Raw genomic sequence first — 16,400 nt, forward strand, 5'->3', positions numbered from 1 at the left:
AACGAGCTTAAGCCGTTCAATCAGGCTTTAACATTCAAATGACTAACCGTTTTATCATCTTAATTTAAGGTGAATCTGTTACAAGATAACGGTTAACACACTGAAGAGAATCAAATGAGTCAACAAAAAATCTGCTTTATCGGTGCCGGCAACATGACGCGCAGTATCATCAGTGGCCTAGTGAACAGTGGCTACCCTGCTCAACTTATTCAAGCGACCAATCCTAGCCAAGGTAAACTCGATGCACTCCAAGCGGATTTAGGCATTTTGGTTTCTCAAGATAATTTAGCTGCAGCGCAAACTGCCGATGTCATAGTGCTGTCGGTAAAACCACAATTAATGCAGCAGGTTTGTGAAGCATTACAAACTGTTGATATGTCAACAAAGTTAGTCATTACTATCGCAGCAGGCATTAAAGCACAGCGTTATACCGACTATTTAGTACAAAATATTACACTTATCCGCGCGATGCCAAACACACCGATGCAAATAGGTGTGGGTATGACGGGCCTTTATGCGCCTCAAGCTATCTCAAGCACTCAAAAAGCTATTTGCGATCGTTTGATGTCAAGCGGCGGCGAAATCGTGTGGGTGAATGAAGAATCAGAATTAGACCAAGTGATTGCATTATCAGGCAGTTCACCAGCTTATTTCTTTTTGCTGATGGAATCTATGATAGATGCGGGCAAAGAAATGGGTATGGATGAAGCTAAAGCCAGAAGTTTAGTGCAGCAAGCCGCACTCGGTGCTGCTATGATGGCAAAGCAAAATCCGCAGCTTACTTTAGGTAATCTAAGAGAAAATGTGACCTCAAAGGGTGGTACAACCGCGCAAGCACTTGCGACCTTTGAAGCTGCGGATATGCGAGGCTTAGTCAAAAAGGCCATGGATAATTGCATTAAGCGTGCAGAAGAAATGGCGAAGACATTTTAACTTATACCCTTAACGCGTTTTGTATCGAACTTAAATAGGTAAAAATATCGATGAATGCATTGACCTTTTTAATCACCACTCTATTCGATCTCTACTTGATGGTAGTGATTTTGCGGATCTGGCTCCAAATGGCAAGAGCCGACTTTTATAATCCATTTAGCCAGTTTATTGTTAAAGCGACTCAGCCCATTATTGCGCCAATGCGCCGTATTCTGCCTTCACTAGGGCGATTTGATACCGCATCTTTCGTGCTGGCATTACTGGTTGTTATTGTAAAAGTATTGCTGATCAGTCTTATCGCTGGCGGTGGTATAGATATACTGTTGTTTTTGATGTTTGCTGTCGTATCTGTGATCAAAAAAGCCGGTGTTTTATTATTCTGGATGCTCATCATACGTGCAATTTTAAGTTGGTTTAACCAAGGCTATAATCCGATTGTGATGGTCATGGGTCAACTCACTGAACCTGTACTTGCACCAATCCGCCGTATAATACCGCCTATAGGTGGCTTAGATTTATCGGTAATGCTGGTTATCATTGGAATGAACTTCCTCAATATGCTACTCGCTCAATATATTCCATATTGGGCTGTGATCTAATGTGTGCAGTGACTTTGCAGCAAGGTGACTTGCTGCTTAATCTGTATATTCAGCCGAAAGCTAGTCGTGATCAAATTGTAGGATTACACGGTGATGAGCTAAAAGTGGCCATCACCGCGCCGCCCATAGATGGCAAAGCCAATGCCCATTTAAGCAAATACTTAGCCAAAGCCTTTAAAGTGCCAAAGAGTAATATTCATATAGTAAAAGGTGAACTTGGCAGGCATAAGCAAATTCGAGTTATCGACCCCAAACTAATCCCAAGTGTCATTACTGAACTGATGAGCAACTGTAACTAAGGTTGATACAGTTGAAAAACAGCCACATTAAATACCAATAATTTATTGAAAAATGTACTCACCCCATAACAGAAAGGTACCCCATTATGCTGCGTCATCTTCTCACTATATTCGCTCTCACTGCGAGCCTTTGCGGCGTTGCAAATGCTGAACAAAAAGAAACTATTGGTAATTTCGATATTCACTATATGGCTCTTGGTAGTACATTCCTAACACCTAGCATAGCTAAATCCTATGGTATTCAGCGCAGTAGCTATAGAGGTATTATTAATATTGCCGTACTAGATAATAGCGAAACCAATAAACCCGCGGTGCCTGTTGAAATCACCGGTGTCGCTAATAATTTACTAGATGCACGAATCAACTTAACTTTCAAAGAGATCCGCGAAGGTGATGCGATTTACTATATTGCAGAAATCCCTTACCGCGATGATCAAGAGATCAATTTCAATATCGCGATAAAGCACGGTAACCAGTTAAATACCAATTTGCAGTTTAAGCAAAAATTCTACGTCGAATAAGCTAGGTTGCGGTTATCGCAAATAATAAGTCACTTTTGGACGGTACAAGCCAGTACCGTCCCTCCCTTTTTCTGTCCTTTAGCCCTCAGCTTGGGTATCATTGCCGCAGTATAAATCGCCCCAATGATATAGGTGTTACATGCAACAAATCGTCCTCGCCAGTGGTAATAAAGGCAAACTCGCTGAATTCGATCAAATGCTCGCAAGCTACGGTGTTACAGTGCTGCCACAGAGCAAATTTAATGTCAGTGAAGTGGCCGAAACCGGCACTACCTTTGTCGAAAACGCCATTATCAAAGCCAGGCATGCCGCCGAAATCACCGGACTTGCAGCCATTGCCGATGATTCAGGTTTAGAAGTCGATTTACTCCAAGGCGCTCCCGGCATTTATTCAGCGCGTTACGCGGGCGAAAATGCGAAAGATCAAGATAACGTCTTAAAACTACTTGAGACATTAAAAGATAAGCCTGCACCTCGCAGTGCGAGATTTCAATGCGTGCTGGTGTATATGCGCCACGCGAAAGACCCAACCCCAATTATTTGCCAAGCGTCATGGGAAGGCCAAATTGACGTTAGTCAGCGTGGCGAAAATGGCCACGGCTACGATCCGATTTTTATCCCTGAAAACTTCCAATGTAGCGCAGCTGAACTAAGCAGCAACGAGAAAAATACCTTAAGCCATCGCGGTAAAGCCCTAGTGCAACTCATTGCGGCCATGCAAGCCCAAGGCGTGTTAACTGGCGGGAATGCACAATAATGTCATCAACTGCTGTGACTACTGCGATAAAGCTTGAACTGCCACCACTGAGTCTGTACATCCATATTCCTTGGTGCGTACAAAAGTGTCCTTATTGTGACTTTAATTCCCATGGCCAAAATGGTGAGCTGCCGCAAGAAGCTTATGTTGATGCACTATTAGAAGACTTACGCCAAGATTTACATCTCGTCCAAGGGCGGCAAGTTCATACCATCTTTATCGGTGGCGGCACACCATCCCTCTTCGATGCTCTGCAAATCAAACGCATACTCGATGGTGCCAATGCGCTAATTCCCTTTAGTGATAATATTGAAATCACTATGGAAGCCAACCCTGGCACCTTAGAGCACGATGACTTTAGTGCCTATCGTGCAGCGGGCGTGACTCGTTTATCTATCGGTGTACAAAGTTTTTCTAAGGATAAGCTCAACTTACTTGGACGTATTCACGATCAAAACGAGGCACAAGTCGCCGCTCAAAAAGCCAGCCAAGCGGGATACTTGAGTTTTAACCTCGATTTAATGCATGGATTACCCAACCAAAGTTTTGCCGAAGCCATGGCCGATATCGACACGGCAGCAGCGCTGAACCCGCCGCACCTATCTTGGTATCAGTTAACGATTGAGCCCAACACCCTATTCCACTCAAAACCGCCGCAGCTGCCCGATGACGAAGCGCTGTGGCATATCTATGAGCAAGGTCAGCAAAAGCTGGCGGCATTAGGGTATGAGCAATACGAAATATCCGCCTATGCAAAACCCGGTTACCAATGTAAGCACAATCTCAACTACTGGCAGTTTGGTGATTATCTAGGCATAGGCTGTGGCGCCCACGGTAAAGTGACGCTGCCAGAAGAAAACCGCATTATACGCACGGTAAAAATTAAACATCCCAAGGGATATCTGAGTGCCAGCAACTACACCTTCGAATCGATTGAAGTTGCAGAGGAAGATCGCGCGCTTGAATATTTAATGAATCGCCTGCGCTTAATGACACCTATCCCTAAGCAAGAATTTGAACTGCGCACCGGACAGCACAGAGAGACATTGATCGCCGGCATGGAAAAAGCCAAACAGCGCGGTTTACTCACAGAATCAGCAGAACATTGGCAACTAACCAGTAAAGGTCATATGTTTGTTAATGATTTACTGACACAATTCTGCTGAGTTTAAACGTTAAAATAGCTATAAAATAATGTGTTAGTCGTCAATGTTGCAGTTTAACTGCATTACCACTAACACATTTTCTAACATTAATATCCATACATTTTTGTTCAGCTTCTTTAGAATTGATGCAACTCAATCTAGGAAGCCCGATCATGCCAATAAAAACTAAAATCAGCTTAGTCGCACTGACCCTTTCAGCTCTACTGACCATTCCCACATATGCAGCATCAACCTCGCCAACCTTACACAATGCAAATGAACCTGTGAATGTGGTAATACAAACCGAATCAGACAAAGCCAATGCTCTGTTCGAAACCATCTTCATGGAAAACATCATGGCGAGCCCCATTTCGCAAACTTATATGGGGATCAAGCAAGACTATGATAAATGGGATGAACTGGGTGATGCCGCCGATGATGAAACCCTAGAGCGCACCAAAAAACAACTGGTGCAAATCAATCAGATTGATGCAGCCAAACTCGATCCACAAACGCATCTTAGCCTCAGCTTACTGAAACAAAATCTGCAAAATGACATTGAAGATGACCAATGGCGCTATCATAATTACCCTGTAAATCAAATGTATGGCGGCCACTCTATGATCGCCTCCTTCCTGATTAACCAACATCAAATCACTGATACCAACGATGCCAAGGCCTATATCAGCCGCTTAAATGGCGTTCCCAAACGCTTAAGTCAATTACAGACAGTATTAACCGTTCGCGCAGATAAAGGCATTATCGCGCCTAAATTTGTGTTCGCTTATGTGATTTCAGACAGCCAAAACATCATCAAAGGTGCGCCTTTTGATAAGGGCGACGACAGCGCGCTACTCGCAGACTTTCGCCGTAAAGTGAACGCATTAGCGATTCAAGAAACTGAGAAGCAAGCACTACTTCAACAAGCTGAGCAAGCATTACTGACCCAAGTCGAGCCCGCCTATAACAAGCTCATCACTTACGTCAAAACTTTAGCGACCAAAGCTGATGACCGTGATGGTGTCTGGAAGCTCCCTAATGGCGCCGCCTTTTATAATAATGCTTTGGCTCGTACTACAACGACAAATATGACCGCCGATCAAATCCATGACTTAGGTCTTTCGGAAGTGGAACGTATCCACAATGAAATGCGCGCCATTATGAAGAAGGTCAACTTTAAAGGCGATTTACAGCAATTTTTTAGCTTCATGCGTGATGATCCCCAGTTCTACTACCCCAATACCACCGAAGGCAAAGCCGCCTATTTAGCACAGGCGACTAAGCTCATCGACAATATGAAATCACGCTTGGATGAAGTGTTCAAAGTAAAACCTAAGGCTGCCATGATAGTGAAACAGGTTGAAGCCTTTAGAGAAAAATCGGCTGGTAAAGCCTTCTATGAACAACCGGCACCGGATGGTTCGCGCCCAGGCAGCTATTACGCAAACCTATATGACATGCAAGCCATGCCAAAATATCAGCTGGAGGCATTGGCTTACCACGAGGGTATTCCGGGGCATCATATGCAAATCGCGATTTCCCAAGAACTGCAAAACATCCCTAAGTTTCGCAAGTTTGGGGGCTATACCGCATATATTGAGGGCTGGGGTTTATATAGTGAATCTTTCCCGAAAGAAATGGGACTCTATGCCGATCCTTATTCTGACTTTGGTCGCCTAGCAATGGAGCTATGGCGTGCATGTCGCTTAGTCGTTGATACGGGTATCCATACTAAAAAGTGGACGCGCGAGCAAGGCATTGCCTATTACGTGGATAATACGCCAAATGCTAAATCAGATGCGGTGAAAATGGTTGAACGCCATATCGTCATGCCATCGCAAGCGACAGCCTATAAAGTGGGCATGATTAAACTGCAGGAACTCAGACATAAAGCAGAGCAACAGCTTGGCAGTCAATTTGATATCCGCGACTTTCATACACTCGTGCTTGCCAACGGTGCATTACCACTGGATGTATTAGAGCAACAAGTCGATATTTGGATAGCCAAGCAGAGAAAAGCTTAATAGTATTGAGTTATAAAGCGCTTTTACCAATGTCTTATAGTTAGAAATACCAGTGAAGCGTTAAACAACGTCCAATAAAAAAGCCACTTTTAGTGGCTTTTTTATTGGGTTTATTACCAAGCTAGATAATACAACCCATCTCAAGGTATGCCACTTATTTAGACTATTGCTTTATGTGTGGACTGACACAGGTCTTCACATCACTTAAAACAGAATAGTGGCTTTAGCGGGACTAAAAATAAGGAGTAAATTTTTTATAAGATCCAGATCATCCATAAAAAATTACCTCAGCAATAAAGCTGAGGTAAACCAAAAACTAGGATGATGGTTTAAAGCCAACATGGTTTTAGTTCTCAAACTTCTGTTGGCGGTGCTCCAGAATTGCATTAATGCTGACCTGCATACAAAAATTAAAAGGGGTCATTTCCAATAAATGTATAGGACTCAGGTCACTCTGAATCAACCATTGTCATTGTACTCAAATCAAAACAGACTTCAATAATGTTAGCGTTTGAAGCTTTAGGATCCACTAAAAAACCATTAATAAATACACGCAAAAACAAAACGCAACCACTTGATTACAAAGCAAAAGTAAATGGATTAATTTTCAAACAATTCAACAGGGTCGATTTTGTGAACAATGTTTTCTGTTTTACTGACGTTTACTGAATAATTCGACATAGGGTGCATCCCAATAAGGCGGCGTTCCTATGTGTTCTTTAATAAATTCTATAAAGGAACTGACCTTAGGGGCTAAGTGTTTACGACGGGGATAAACCGCCTGTAAAGGTAAATGATGGGTCAATTGCCAATCTTTGAGTAACGGGACTAATGTACCTTTCTGAATTTCATCTTCCATCAGATAACTCGCCAGATACACGACGCCAAGGCCGCTGATAGCGGCAGATTTTAATGCGGGCGCATTATCGACCCTGAAATTGCCTGATACGCCAATTTCACAATAATCATCACCTTTCTTAAATTGCCACATACTGTGCTCATGCCACTCACCTTGATAAACCAAACAATTATGGTCAACCAATTGTTCTGGTCGAGAAGGTTCGCCATGTTGAGCAATGTAGCCAGGAGAGGCGACTAATAAAAACTGGCACTTCATCAGTGGTCTTGCAACCATACCTAACGGTAATTGTTCCGACATAGTTAACAGTAAATCTAAGCCTTCACTCACCACATCAACTTTATGGTCAAGTAAACTCACTTGTAGCTCTAGTTCGGGATGCTTTGCCATAAAGGATGGCAAAGCGGGAATGATATGCATCACCCCAAATGATTGCGAAATACCCACTTTAAGCACGCCGCGAGTCGCATCATTTAAGTTATGTACGCTAGCAATGGCTTGTTCTGCATCACGTAGAAGCTCTTCACCCTGTAGGTACAATAAATGCCCTGCTTCAGTCAAACTTAAACTGCGCGTTGTACGTTGGATTAATTGAACACCAAGTTTATGCTCAAGATCGGCGACTTGTGTACTAACCTTTGACTTAGAAATTCCAAGCCTTCTTGCGGCGGCACTAAAACTACCAGCTCTGGCCACATGGGTAAAAATCGCAATAGGTTCTAATAGTTCTAACATGGAAGTCGCCTTAAGCTGTTTACGACAATAATATTAATTTTTGGTTCATTGACAATGATTTAGCGCAATCTTTGCTTAAAAATAACCACAGCATTGAAATCTCGCATTTAACGAACAAAAGGCGAAGATTTACACCAAAAACATCCACTAAAGTAGGAGTAATATCTGACTGATATGCCAGCTTTTAATTATATTTTAAGAGTATACCAAACATTACTCTGCAAAATGTAACATTCAACGCCAAATTAGCGTAAGTGATGTCATGTTAAGTGCTTAACCCACTCAGTCATTCGTATTACAGGCGATTTAACCTCATATTCAATCATATTAAAATAAAGCCCCTGGCACGAGTAAGTGCAGGGGCTTGAATGATAAGGCATAACGAATGACTTCTACTTAAAACACATCGCTAATTGCGTAAAATACTTTATTTTAATACCGTTGGCGAAGTGGCTTTTGTTAAGGGAAACGGTGCAAGTTCTGGCACCTCTTGGCGCACTTGCCTCTCTAGTACCAATAGTGATTCCATATTAGCGCACACTTTATCTGCGCGTAATTTTAAGGCGTCAGATTGTGATTCAATTTGCTTTTCAATACCCTTACCTAAACCATCAATTTTTTTAGAAAAAGCATTCATTTTCGCCTCAAAAGAGCCGCCATCAGCAGACATTAACTGTCCACCCATAGTCATCATAATCGTACCTAATGAGCCTTGTACTATCTGGCCCATTTCAGCCTCAAATTCATTGTTAAAAGAATCCTGAATTGAACCTTCTGTGGCACTTAAATAGAAGTTATTGCCATCTTGATGGGCTATGCCATCGACTCTTTTCTGTACGCCATCCATGATCTTATCAATCTGTACACCTGAGGCATCACCCAATAGCGGGGTGAGCGCCATACTCACCGCTTGCGTTGCGAGTGTCACGCCATCATTCACTAAGCTCACCACTTCGGGGACTTGTGTTGACACATCTGCGCCATATTGGCTAACTAACTGTTGCTGTTTATCATTTAACTTAACCAGCTTACCTTGCACAAATAATTTATTGCTATCGATACGATATTGTTCAGCTCCGTTATCGCTCACAATAACTTTTTTAGGTTCAATGTTAATATCATAATTAAGCGCCACGTCGCAGCGCTTGTCTGCGGTAAACGACATAGCAAAGGTCGATTGCCCGCTACCCATGCCAAATAACACGGCTGATAACACCAATCCACTAACGATATTTATGTTCATATTGACGATTCCTGTAAATGAAGTGGCCTTTGAATTAAATGGCCCAATAAACGAAATGAGTGCCCAACTAATGGTATTAACTATAACTAGGCAATCTTTAGCAGAATACATGCCAGAATCGTAACAAATTGATTTAAAGTACTTTAAATAAAAAATCGAGCATTGTAACTCTACAAGGTTTTATCAAAAGCACTATTTACCACACTATTTCGCTAAAAATAGTACCTTATTTTACAACTAGATAAACTAAGGTACTAATATGGTAACAATGCGGTGATGATTAGAAAATAGATCGGCCAAGACGTTGGCTTAAATGCTCAAGCATGGCTGTGCCAGCAAGTGAATTACCATGGTTATCAAGCTCTGGCGACCAAACGCAAATCGACAGTTCTCCAGGAATAACGGCAATGATACCGCCACCGACGCCACTTTTACCCGGCATACCGACACGATAGGCAAACTCACCCGCACCGTCATATAAACCAGAGGTCGCCAACAGAGCATTAAGCTGCCGAGTTTGTACCGGAGAAATCAGTTCAGTCCCTGTAATGCTTTTGCCGCGATTAGCCAAATACAACATGGCTTTGGACAAGTCAGCACAATTCATCTTTAGAGCGCAATAATGAAAATAGGTGCGCAGCACTGTATCAACATCACCTTGAAAATTTCCAAACGACTTCATTAAATAAGCAATCGCCGCATTGCGCGCGCTGTGTTGATATTCTGAATCGGCCACTAGTTTATCAAAACTCACTTTATCATTTTGGCTAAGCTGCCTAACTAACTCGAGCATTCTGTGTTTAGGCGCTCCTAAACGGCTCTGTAATAAGTCAGCAATCACTAACGCGCCAGCATTGATAAATGGGTTTCGTGGTTTGCCACGTTCTAATTCGACTTGGACTAACGAGTTGAATGAATGACCCGAAGGCTCTTTGCCTACACGACTCCAGATTTCGGTTTCTTCATATAACGTTAACGCTAAGGTCAAGCTGAAAACTTTGGAGATACTTTGAACCGAGAATGGCTCAAGATAATCACCCGCACCTAAGGTATTGCCATCAACGGTTGTGACGGCAATACCTAATTTGCCAGCATCAACACTGGCGAGTGCGGGGATATAATTTGCAACCTTTCCTTGGCCGAGCAAGGGTCGAACTTTGTCGACCACTTCCTCAAGTAATGCCAACTCGGGCATTATCCCCACCAGATGTCGTACAGTTCGCTAACTTCAAGCTGAGACACGTTTTGCTTAGCCCAGAAAGCCTTAACAGCCGCGACGTCTTCTTCAGTACATTTGCCGATAGTTTGGGTTGCAATAATGCCTTCCCATTCAATGTGACCACCACCGTGGAAACCTAACTTACGGACTTCAATCACTTCTTCGATGAATTTATCTACCGTTGCATCGATATCAGCTTCAGATATTGATGCATCAAAAGACCAAGCCATATCAAAACCTAACTCTTGGAATTCATCAACGCGCATTTTCTTACGTAAACGACGGCTACGATTAGTTGCCATAAAGATTTTCCCCGTTTTGTTAAAAAAACTAATTAATTGAAAGATTTAATTTAAGCAATACGCTCAAACATGAGATCCCATACACCGTGGCCAAGTCTATGGCCGCGGGCTTCAAACTTTGTCAGTGGACGATGATCAGGGCGTGGCACCACAGTGCCGTCACTCGACTGGTTTTTATAACCAGGCGCTGCTTGCATCACTTCCAGCATATGTTCGCTATATTCTTCCCAATCGGTTGCCATATGGAACACGCCACCTATTTTTAGCTTACCGCGGATAAGCTCTGCAAATTCAGCTTGCACGATACGGCGCTTATGGTGACGTTTCTTATGCCAAGGATCTGGAAAAAACAATTGCACTCGAGCTAATGAACTGTCAGCAATCGCATGCTCTAATACTTCCATGGCATCGTGGTGATACACACGTAAATTAGTCACCTCTGCAATGGCTGCATCGCTTAAGCAAGAACCGACACCCGGTTTATGCACTTCAATACCAATGAAATTTTGCTCTGGTGCGTCTTTAGCCATTTGCACTAAAGAGGCGCCCATGCCAAAACCAATTTCTAGCACTGTATCAGCTTCACGGCCAAAAACGTCACTCAGTACCAATGGCGTTGGGCTGTAATCTAAACCCATGGCTGGCCACTGACTGTCAATAGCGTGTGCTTGACCTTTAGTTAAGCGACCTTCTCTTAGGACAAAGCTTCTGATCTTACGCAGATACTTGCCTTCTTCATTAAATTCAGCGGTAGTAACTTCGCTCATTTTTGCCTCGTCTAGTGGACAACACACTCATAAAAGAAGGGCATTATCCAAAGTTCAACATACAGTGCAAGCACTAATGGGGCGAAAGTATACCAAGATTATTTGAGAGTGCGAATTTAGTATGACTTTCGGTTTATTAACCTCTATATGACATGTCTTTGGCGCTTGTCTAGGAAGGGAACTGCCGCTACACTGCGCCGATGAAATCTACAGCCTCCTTTGCTACACGTATCGTCTCTTGGTACGACAATCACGGTCGTAAAACCCTTCCTTGGCAGCAAGATAAAACCCCATATCGCGTATGGGTTTCTGAGATCATGCTGCAACAAACTCAGGTTGCGACGGTTATTCCCTATTATCTTAAATTTATGGCGCGTTTCCCCGATGTGTTAGCACTCGCTAACGCGCCAGATGATGAAGTGCTGCATCATTGGACTGGTCTTGGTTATTACGCGAGAGCGCGTAATTTGCATAAGGCAGCCAAGATCATCCGCGACGATTATCAGGGATTATTTCCAACAAATTTTGAACAAGTGCTCGCCCTGCCGGGTATAGGGCGCTCGACCGCAGGTGCAGTATTATCATTATCACTGGGACAACATCACCCTATTCTCGACGGCAACGTGAAACGTGTGCTGGCAAGACACGGCGCCATTGCTGGTTGGCCAGGCCAAAAAACAGTTGAAGCGCAACTGTGGCAACTGACCGATACCTATACGCCAAAGCAAGATATTCAGAAATATAATCAAGCTATGATGGATATCGGTGCCAGTATTTGCACCCGTAGCAAACCTAGCTGTGCCGCTTGCCCTGTGGCAATTGATTGCAAAGCACAGCTTATTGGCAGACAAACTGATTTCCCTGGCAAAAAGCCTAAAAAAACCATACCAACCAAAGCAGCGTGGATGTTAGTGCTGGTCAAAAAAAATGAAGTGTTTTTAGCTAAACGTCCGCCAGCGGGGATCTGGGGTGGACTTTGGTGTTTCCCTGAGTTTGCCACCCAAGCCGCCCTAGAAACTCACCTCGAAGAGCAAGGGTTTGCAACGCAGCAGCTTGAATGGTTAACCGGCTTTAGGCATATATTTAGCCACTTTCATTTAGATATTCAGCCCATGATGCTTAATTTGGATAAAACTCACGGCGATATAGAGAGCGTGGACGCTGTCATGGAACAAAACCAGTCACTCTGGTATAACATAAGTCATCCTTCCAAAGTGGGACTCGCCGCTGCTACTGAGCGCGTGCTAGCCAATTTGGGATCACTCATTCAATCCGCAGTCAGTAAGGAATAATCATGGCGCGTACAGTCAATTGCGTATATTTAGATAAAGAAGCCGACGGCCTAGACTTTCAACTGTATCCAGGTGAATTAGGTAAACGCATTTTTGATAACATCAGCAAAGAAGCTTGGGGCCTATGGCAAAAAAAGCAAACCATGCTGATCAACGAGAAAAAACTCAACATGATGAATGTTGAAGATCGCAAGTTTCTTGAAGAACAAATGACCGCTTTCCTATTTGAAGGTAAAGAAGTAGAAATTGAAGGTTTTGTGCCTGAAAAAGACCAAGATTAATTATTGTCGTTAACTTAACAATAAAGCCCCAAAAAAAGCGCCTTTCGGCGCTTTTTTTATTCATCTAATGAAGAATAACTAAACGTTACTTACGCACGCCTTCAACCACAAGGTCTAACTCAACATGGCTTGATGCTGGACCTAAATCCATTTTGATACCGAAATCTTTCATCGCAAACGTAGTGGTGCCAGTAAAGCCTGCACGGTAACCACCCCAAGGATCTTGACCTTCGCCCACTGCATGGGCATTGATCGCTAATGGCTTAGTGACACCGTTTAAGGTTAAGTTACCGTTAATCACTAAATCGCCATTACCTTTATCTTCAACTGTGGTTGAGGTAAACGTCGCTTGCGCAAATTGACTCGTGTTAAGGAAATCAGCGCTACGAATATGCTTGTCACGCTCGGCGTGGTTTGAATCCACACTGAGCGTATTGACTGTCACATTCACTTTAGCCGCAGTGGGTTTAGCTGCGTCATAGCTAAAGTCACCGCTAAAATCATTAAAGCGACCAACGACATAGCTATAACCTAAGTGACTTACTTTGAAGGTAATAGAGGCATGTGCTCCTTCACGGTCAATGACATAGTCTGCCGCAGAAGCCGCCATCGGAGCCAATAGAGATGCACCAATCAGTGCGCTTAACAGTTGCTTTTTCATTGTATTATCCTCGATTAAATTTAATCATTTTGAGTAAAGTTGCGTCTTTATCGATAAAGTGATGCTTTAACGCACCAGCAGCGTGGATCACGATTAGTGCGATTAAGCTATAAGCAGCGTATTGATGGATATCGCCTGCTATATCAGCTTGGTTTTCAAAAAAAGGGCCAAATCCGGGTAGTTCAAACCAGTCAAACAACATAATTCCACGCCCTTCTGCCGTTGAAATAAGAATCCCAGCAAACATAATCACCAGCAGTAAGACATAAATGGCTAAATGCGCAATGTGAGCCGCCTTTTTCTCCCAAAGCTGATGATTCGCCTCTGATACGGGTTTAGGGTTAACTAAGCGCCACAATAAGCGGAATAACGTCACTGCCAAGAGTAAAATACCGATACTCTTATGTAGATGCGGCGCTGTTTTGTACCAAGTGCTGTAGTAGGTTAACTCCACCATCCACACTCCTAGGGCAAACAACCCAATCACGACGATTGCGCTCAGCCAATGAGTCACAATTGCGGTTACCCCATAAGCAAACTGATTATTTCGAAACATACTGCGACTCCGTACTCGCACTTTCTTCATGCCATCCATGAAATAATATTCATTATCATAGGTCTAAATTTGAAAACTAAAATCAGTAAAAATCGCCCATATCTTTCTAAATTTTAGAAAGATAGCCAATAATTAGGATTTATGAGCATAAATCTATAGTAAACATCAGCATCCCTCTGCCTTAAAAAGTACAGTCAACGAATGAAATTGACCTGAATTAACAGAAATAAGAGATAAAAAACAGCCAAGATGCACATTAAACCGCCGAACGAGTTATTAATTGGGAAAAAGCACTTGCAGAGGTCAAACTCCCTCGCTAATATAGCCGCACTTCGAACGAGATGGCTTAGACCGAGAGTTCAAAGTAGTAAACTAACACTTAGTTTAGTTGCCCGAATAGCTCAGTCGGTAGAGCAGAGGATTGAAAATCCTCGTGTCCCTGGTTCGATTCCGGGTTCGGGCACCACTTTTAAAGTAATAAACTCTAAAGTGATTGTTTAATTAGAGTTTTTTACGATGCTTTAGCCGGCATAGCTCAGTTGGTAGAGCAACTGACTTGTAATCAGTAGGTCCCGAGTTCGACTCTTGGTGCCGGCACCATATAAACAACGAAACCACTCAATGAGTGGTTTTTTTGTATCTGTATTTTAACTAGCAACTCATCAAGAATCGCAACTGACTTACTCTCGATAATCCAGTAGTTCCCGAGTTCTACTCTTAGTGCCGACACCATATAAACAACGAAACCACTCAATGAGTGTTTTTTTGTATCTGTATTTTAACTAGCAACTCATCAAGAATCGCAACTGACTTACTCTCGATAATCCAGTAGCTCCCGAGTTCGACTCTTGGTGCCGGCACCATATAAACAACGAAACCACTCAATGAGTGGTTTTTTTGTATCTGTATTTTAACTAGCAACTCATCAAGAATCGCAACTGACTTACTCTCGATAATCCAGTAGATCCCGAGTTCGACTCTTGGTGCCGGCACCATATAAACAACGAAACCACTCAATGAGTGGTTTTTTTGTATCTGTATTTTAACTAGCAACTCATCAAGAGTAGTAACTGACTTACTCTCGATAATCCAGTAGATCCCGAGTTCTACTCTTAGTGCCGGCACCATATAAACAACCAAGCCACTCAATGAGTGTTTTTTTTTGTATCTGTATTTTAACTAGCAACTCATCAAGAGTAGTAACTGACTTACTCTCGATAATCCAGTAGCTCCCGAGTTCTACTCTTGATTGTTCGAACAGCCGATGCCAGTCTTGCTTAGTTACTGACAAATATAATTACAATCTGCCTGTCAATAAAAGCGCTATAACGCTAATTAATCTTCGTGGTCAGTGTCACCTCTTCGCATAAGCTAAATGACTTAGCGTTAATTTCCCTTCTTGAAACACAACATAAACGGGGGCTGAGGTTAATCTAATCAATCCAAAGGAAGCACCATAACGATTAAAATGCTGAAAATTTCGACGACTTAATACCAGAAAAGCGGAAGTCTCACATAAATATTCAAATTCTGTTCAATAGTTAATCAGTCATTTAAAAAGGGCTTGCACAGCTAAAGCGAGCACTATATTATACGCGCACTTCGAACAAAGAAGGTCCTTACGACTTAGTTTGTAGTAGTTAACTAACGCTTAGTTAGTTGCCCGAATAGCTCAGTCGGTAGAGCAGAGGATTGAAAATCCTCGTGTCCCTGGTTCGATTCCGGGTTCGGGCACCACTTTTAAAGTAATAAATTCTAAAGTGATAATTTCAGTAGAGTTTTTTACGATGCTTTAGCCGGCATAGCTCAGTTGGTAGAGCAACTGACTTGTAATCAGTAGGTCCCGAGTTCGACTCTTGGTGCCGGCACCATATAAACAACGAAACCACTCAATGAGTGGTTTTTTTGTATCTGCATTTTAACTAGCAACTCATCAAGAATCACAACTGACTTACTCTCGATAATCCAGTAGATCCCGAGTTCGACTCTTGGTGCCGGCACCATATAAACAACGAAACCACTCAATGAGTGGTTTTTTTGTATCTGCATTTTAGCTAGCAACTCATCAAGAATCGCAACTGACTTACTCTCAATAATCCAGCAGGTCTCGAGTTCGACTCTTGGTGCCGGCACCATATAAACAACGAAACCACTCAATGAGTGTTTTTTTTGTATCTGAATTTTAACTAGCAACTCATCAAGAGTAG

At 42.7% G+C, this 16,400-nt stretch carries 17 protein-coding genes and 4 tRNA genes; 13 read left to right on the plus strand and 8 right to left on the minus strand.

Annotation, left to right across the window (positions count from 1 at the left end; genetic code table 11):
• Nucleotides 1-114: 114 nt before the first annotated feature.
• The 7 genes from proC (at nucleotide 115) to C9I43_RS10345 (ending at nucleotide 6,278) form a co-directional block, all read left to right on the plus strand.
• Nucleotides 115-933 (plus strand): pyrroline-5-carboxylate reductase, encoded by an 819-nt coding sequence (gene proC, locus C9I43_RS10315; RefSeq protein ID WP_107883397.1) that lies wholly within the window; start codon nucleotides 115-117, stop codon nucleotides 931-933.
• A gap of 50 nt (nucleotides 934-983) precedes the next feature.
• The gene (locus C9I43_RS10320) at nucleotides 984-1,532 is read left to right on the plus strand and encodes a YggT family protein (protein WP_076496571.1); all 549 of its coding nucleotides are present in this window, start codon (nucleotides 984-986) and stop codon (nucleotides 1,530-1,532) included.
• Complete coding sequence (gene yggU, locus C9I43_RS10325) at nucleotides 1,532-1,831, plus strand: DUF167 family protein YggU (protein WP_107883398.1); 300 nt, start codon at nucleotides 1,532-1,534, stop codon at nucleotides 1,829-1,831. Before C9I43_RS10320 ends, yggU begins: the two co-directional genes overlap by 1 nt.
• An 86-nt stretch (nucleotides 1,832-1,917) precedes the next feature.
• A complete protein-coding gene (locus C9I43_RS10330; RefSeq protein ID WP_107883399.1) occupies nucleotides 1,918-2,352 on the plus strand; it encodes a DUF4426 domain-containing protein in 435 nt (144 codons plus the stop codon).
• 139 nt (nucleotides 2,353-2,491) lie between these two features.
• The gene (rdgB, locus tag C9I43_RS10335; protein WP_076496568.1) at nucleotides 2,492-3,109 is read left to right on the plus strand and encodes an RdgB/HAM1 family non-canonical purine NTP pyrophosphatase; all 618 of its coding nucleotides are present in this window, start codon (nucleotides 2,492-2,494) and stop codon (nucleotides 3,107-3,109) included.
• Complete coding sequence (hemW, locus tag C9I43_RS10340) at nucleotides 3,109-4,275, plus strand: radical SAM family heme chaperone HemW (RefSeq protein ID WP_107883400.1); 1,167 nt, start codon at nucleotides 3,109-3,111, stop codon at nucleotides 4,273-4,275. The genes rdgB and hemW overlap by 1 nt, the downstream gene beginning before the upstream one ends.
• A 152-nt stretch (nucleotides 4,276-4,427) precedes the next feature.
• Entirely contained in the window at nucleotides 4,428-6,278 is a 1,851-nt protein-coding gene (locus C9I43_RS10345) for a DUF885 domain-containing protein (RefSeq protein ID WP_107883401.1), read from the plus strand.
• Nucleotides 6,279-6,930: 652 nt separating this feature from the next.
• Here C9I43_RS10345 and C9I43_RS10350 read toward each other — a convergent pair.
• The 5 genes from C9I43_RS10350 to trmB form a co-directional block, all read right to left on the minus strand.
• Nucleotides 6,931-7,872, minus strand: a complete 942-nt coding sequence (locus C9I43_RS10350) for a LysR family transcriptional regulator (RefSeq protein ID WP_076496565.1) — start codon at nucleotides 7,870-7,872, stop codon at nucleotides 6,931-6,933.
• A 427-nt stretch (nucleotides 7,873-8,299) separates the two neighbouring features.
• Entirely contained in the window at nucleotides 8,300-9,115 is an 816-nt protein-coding gene (locus C9I43_RS10355) for a YggN family protein (protein WP_107883402.1), read from the minus strand.
• 280 nt (nucleotides 9,116-9,395) lie between these two features.
• Complete coding sequence (gene glsB / locus C9I43_RS10360) at nucleotides 9,396-10,310, minus strand: glutaminase B (protein WP_076496563.1); 915 nt, start codon at nucleotides 10,308-10,310, stop codon at nucleotides 9,396-9,398.
• Nucleotides 10,310-10,636, minus strand: a complete 327-nt coding sequence (locus C9I43_RS10365) for a YggL family protein (protein WP_076496562.1) — start codon at nucleotides 10,634-10,636, stop codon at nucleotides 10,310-10,312. Before C9I43_RS10365 ends, glsB begins: the two co-directional genes overlap by 1 nt.
• Nucleotides 10,637-10,686: 50 nt before the next feature.
• The gene (gene trmB, locus C9I43_RS10370) at nucleotides 10,687-11,403 is read right to left on the minus strand and encodes a tRNA (guanosine(46)-N7)-methyltransferase TrmB (protein WP_076496561.1); all 717 of its coding nucleotides are present in this window, start codon (nucleotides 11,401-11,403) and stop codon (nucleotides 10,687-10,689) included.
• 200 nt (nucleotides 11,404-11,603) lie between these two features.
• Between trmB and mutY the strand changes: the two genes are divergently transcribed.
• Together mutY and C9I43_RS10380 are read left to right on the plus strand one after the other, a co-directional pair.
• Nucleotides 11,604-12,695 carry an A/G-specific adenine glycosylase gene (mutY, locus tag C9I43_RS10375; RefSeq protein ID WP_107883403.1) on the plus strand — a complete coding sequence of 364 codons (1,092 nt, stop codon included), beginning with the start codon at nucleotides 11,604-11,606 and terminating at the stop codon, nucleotides 12,693-12,695.
• Between the two features lie 2 nt (nucleotides 12,696-12,697).
• Entirely contained in the window at nucleotides 12,698-12,976 is a 279-nt protein-coding gene (locus C9I43_RS10380) for an oxidative damage protection protein (protein ID WP_076496559.1), read from the plus strand.
• Between the two features lie 85 nt (nucleotides 12,977-13,061).
• Here C9I43_RS10380 and C9I43_RS10385 read toward each other — a convergent pair whose 3' ends face one another.
• Together C9I43_RS10385 and C9I43_RS10390 are read right to left on the minus strand one after the other, a co-directional pair.
• Nucleotides 13,062-13,637, minus strand: a complete 576-nt coding sequence (locus tag C9I43_RS10385) for a YceI family protein (protein ID WP_076496558.1) — start codon at nucleotides 13,635-13,637, stop codon at nucleotides 13,062-13,064.
• A gap of 4 nt (nucleotides 13,638-13,641) precedes the next feature.
• Entirely contained in the window at nucleotides 13,642-14,193 is a 552-nt protein-coding gene (locus tag C9I43_RS10390) for a cytochrome b (protein ID WP_076496557.1), read from the minus strand.
• Between the two features lie 390 nt (nucleotides 14,194-14,583).
• On the opposite strand from C9I43_RS10390, the gene C9I43_RS10395 reads away from it, so the two are divergent.
• Together C9I43_RS10395 and C9I43_RS10400 are read left to right on the plus strand one after the other, a co-directional pair.
• Nucleotides 14,584-14,659: transfer RNA gene (locus C9I43_RS10395), tRNA-Phe, on the plus strand.
• A gap of 58 nt (nucleotides 14,660-14,717) precedes the next feature.
• Nucleotides 14,718-14,793, plus strand: a tRNA-Thr gene (locus tag C9I43_RS10400).
• Nucleotides 14,794-14,943: 150 nt separating this feature from the next.
• Here the strand turns inward: C9I43_RS10400 and C9I43_RS10405 are convergent.
• Nucleotides 14,944-15,321 (minus strand): hypothetical protein, encoded by a 378-nt coding sequence (locus C9I43_RS10405; RefSeq protein ID WP_107883404.1) that lies wholly within the window; start codon nucleotides 15,319-15,321, stop codon nucleotides 14,944-14,946.
• A 533-nt stretch (nucleotides 15,322-15,854) separates the two neighbouring features.
• Here C9I43_RS10405 and C9I43_RS10410 point away from each other — a divergent pair.
• Nucleotides 15,855-15,930, plus strand: a tRNA-Phe gene (locus C9I43_RS10410).
• A 58-nt stretch (nucleotides 15,931-15,988) separates the two neighbouring features.
• A tRNA-Thr gene (locus C9I43_RS10415) sits at nucleotides 15,989-16,064 on the plus strand.
• The last annotated feature ends 336 nt before the right edge of the window (nucleotides 16,065-16,400 follow it).

This window comes from Shewanella morhuae (assembly GCF_003028295.1).
Classification (GTDB): Bacteria; Pseudomonadota; Gammaproteobacteria; order Enterobacterales; family Shewanellaceae; genus Shewanella; species Shewanella morhuae.

Bases quoted from the DNA above. Each gene is read 5' to 3' on its own strand.
- proC (WP_107883397.1), top strand. From the start codon at position 115: ATGAGTCAACAAAAAATCTGCTTTATCGGTGCCGGCAACATGACGCGC.
- C9I43_RS10320 (WP_076496571.1), top strand. From the start codon at position 984: ATGAATGCATTGACCTTTTTAATCACCACTCTATTCGATCTCTACTTG.
- yggU (WP_107883398.1), top strand. From the start codon at position 1,532: ATGTGTGCAGTGACTTTGCAGCAAGGTGACTTGCTGCTTAATCTGTAT.
- C9I43_RS10330 (WP_107883399.1), top strand. From the start codon at position 1,918: ATGCTGCGTCATCTTCTCACTATATTCGCTCTCACTGCGAGCCTTTGC.
- rdgB (WP_076496568.1), top strand. From the start codon at position 2,492: ATGCAACAAATCGTCCTCGCCAGTGGTAATAAAGGCAAACTCGCTGAA.
- hemW (WP_107883400.1), top strand. From the start codon at position 3,109: ATGTCATCAACTGCTGTGACTACTGCGATAAAGCTTGAACTGCCACCA.
- C9I43_RS10345 (WP_107883401.1), top strand. From the start codon at position 4,428: ATGCCAATAAAAACTAAAATCAGCTTAGTCGCACTGACCCTTTCAGCT.
- C9I43_RS10350 (WP_076496565.1), bottom strand. From the start codon at position 7,872: ATGTTAGAACTATTAGAACCTATTGCGATTTTTACCCATGTGGCCAGA.
- C9I43_RS10355 (WP_107883402.1), bottom strand. From the start codon at position 9,115: ATGAACATAAATATCGTTAGTGGATTGGTGTTATCAGCCGTGTTATTT.
- glsB (WP_076496563.1), bottom strand. From the start codon at position 10,310: ATGCCCGAGTTGGCATTACTTGAGGAAGTGGTCGACAAAGTTCGACCC.
- C9I43_RS10365 (WP_076496562.1), bottom strand. From the start codon at position 10,636: ATGGCAACTAATCGTAGCCGTCGTTTACGTAAGAAAATGCGCGTTGAT.
- trmB (WP_076496561.1), bottom strand. From the start codon at position 11,403: ATGAGCGAAGTTACTACCGCTGAATTTAATGAAGAAGGCAAGTATCTG.
- mutY (WP_107883403.1), top strand. From the start codon at position 11,604: ATGAAATCTACAGCCTCCTTTGCTACACGTATCGTCTCTTGGTACGAC.
- C9I43_RS10380 (WP_076496559.1), top strand. From the start codon at position 12,698: ATGGCGCGTACAGTCAATTGCGTATATTTAGATAAAGAAGCCGACGGC.
- C9I43_RS10385 (WP_076496558.1), bottom strand. From the start codon at position 13,637: ATGAAAAAGCAACTGTTAAGCGCACTGATTGGTGCATCTCTATTGGCT.
- C9I43_RS10390 (WP_076496557.1), bottom strand. From the start codon at position 14,193: ATGTTTCGAAATAATCAGTTTGCTTATGGGGTAACCGCAATTGTGACT.
- C9I43_RS10405 (WP_107883404.1), bottom strand. From the start codon at position 15,321: ATGGTGCCGGCACTAAGAGTAGAACTCGGGATCTACTGGATTATCGAG.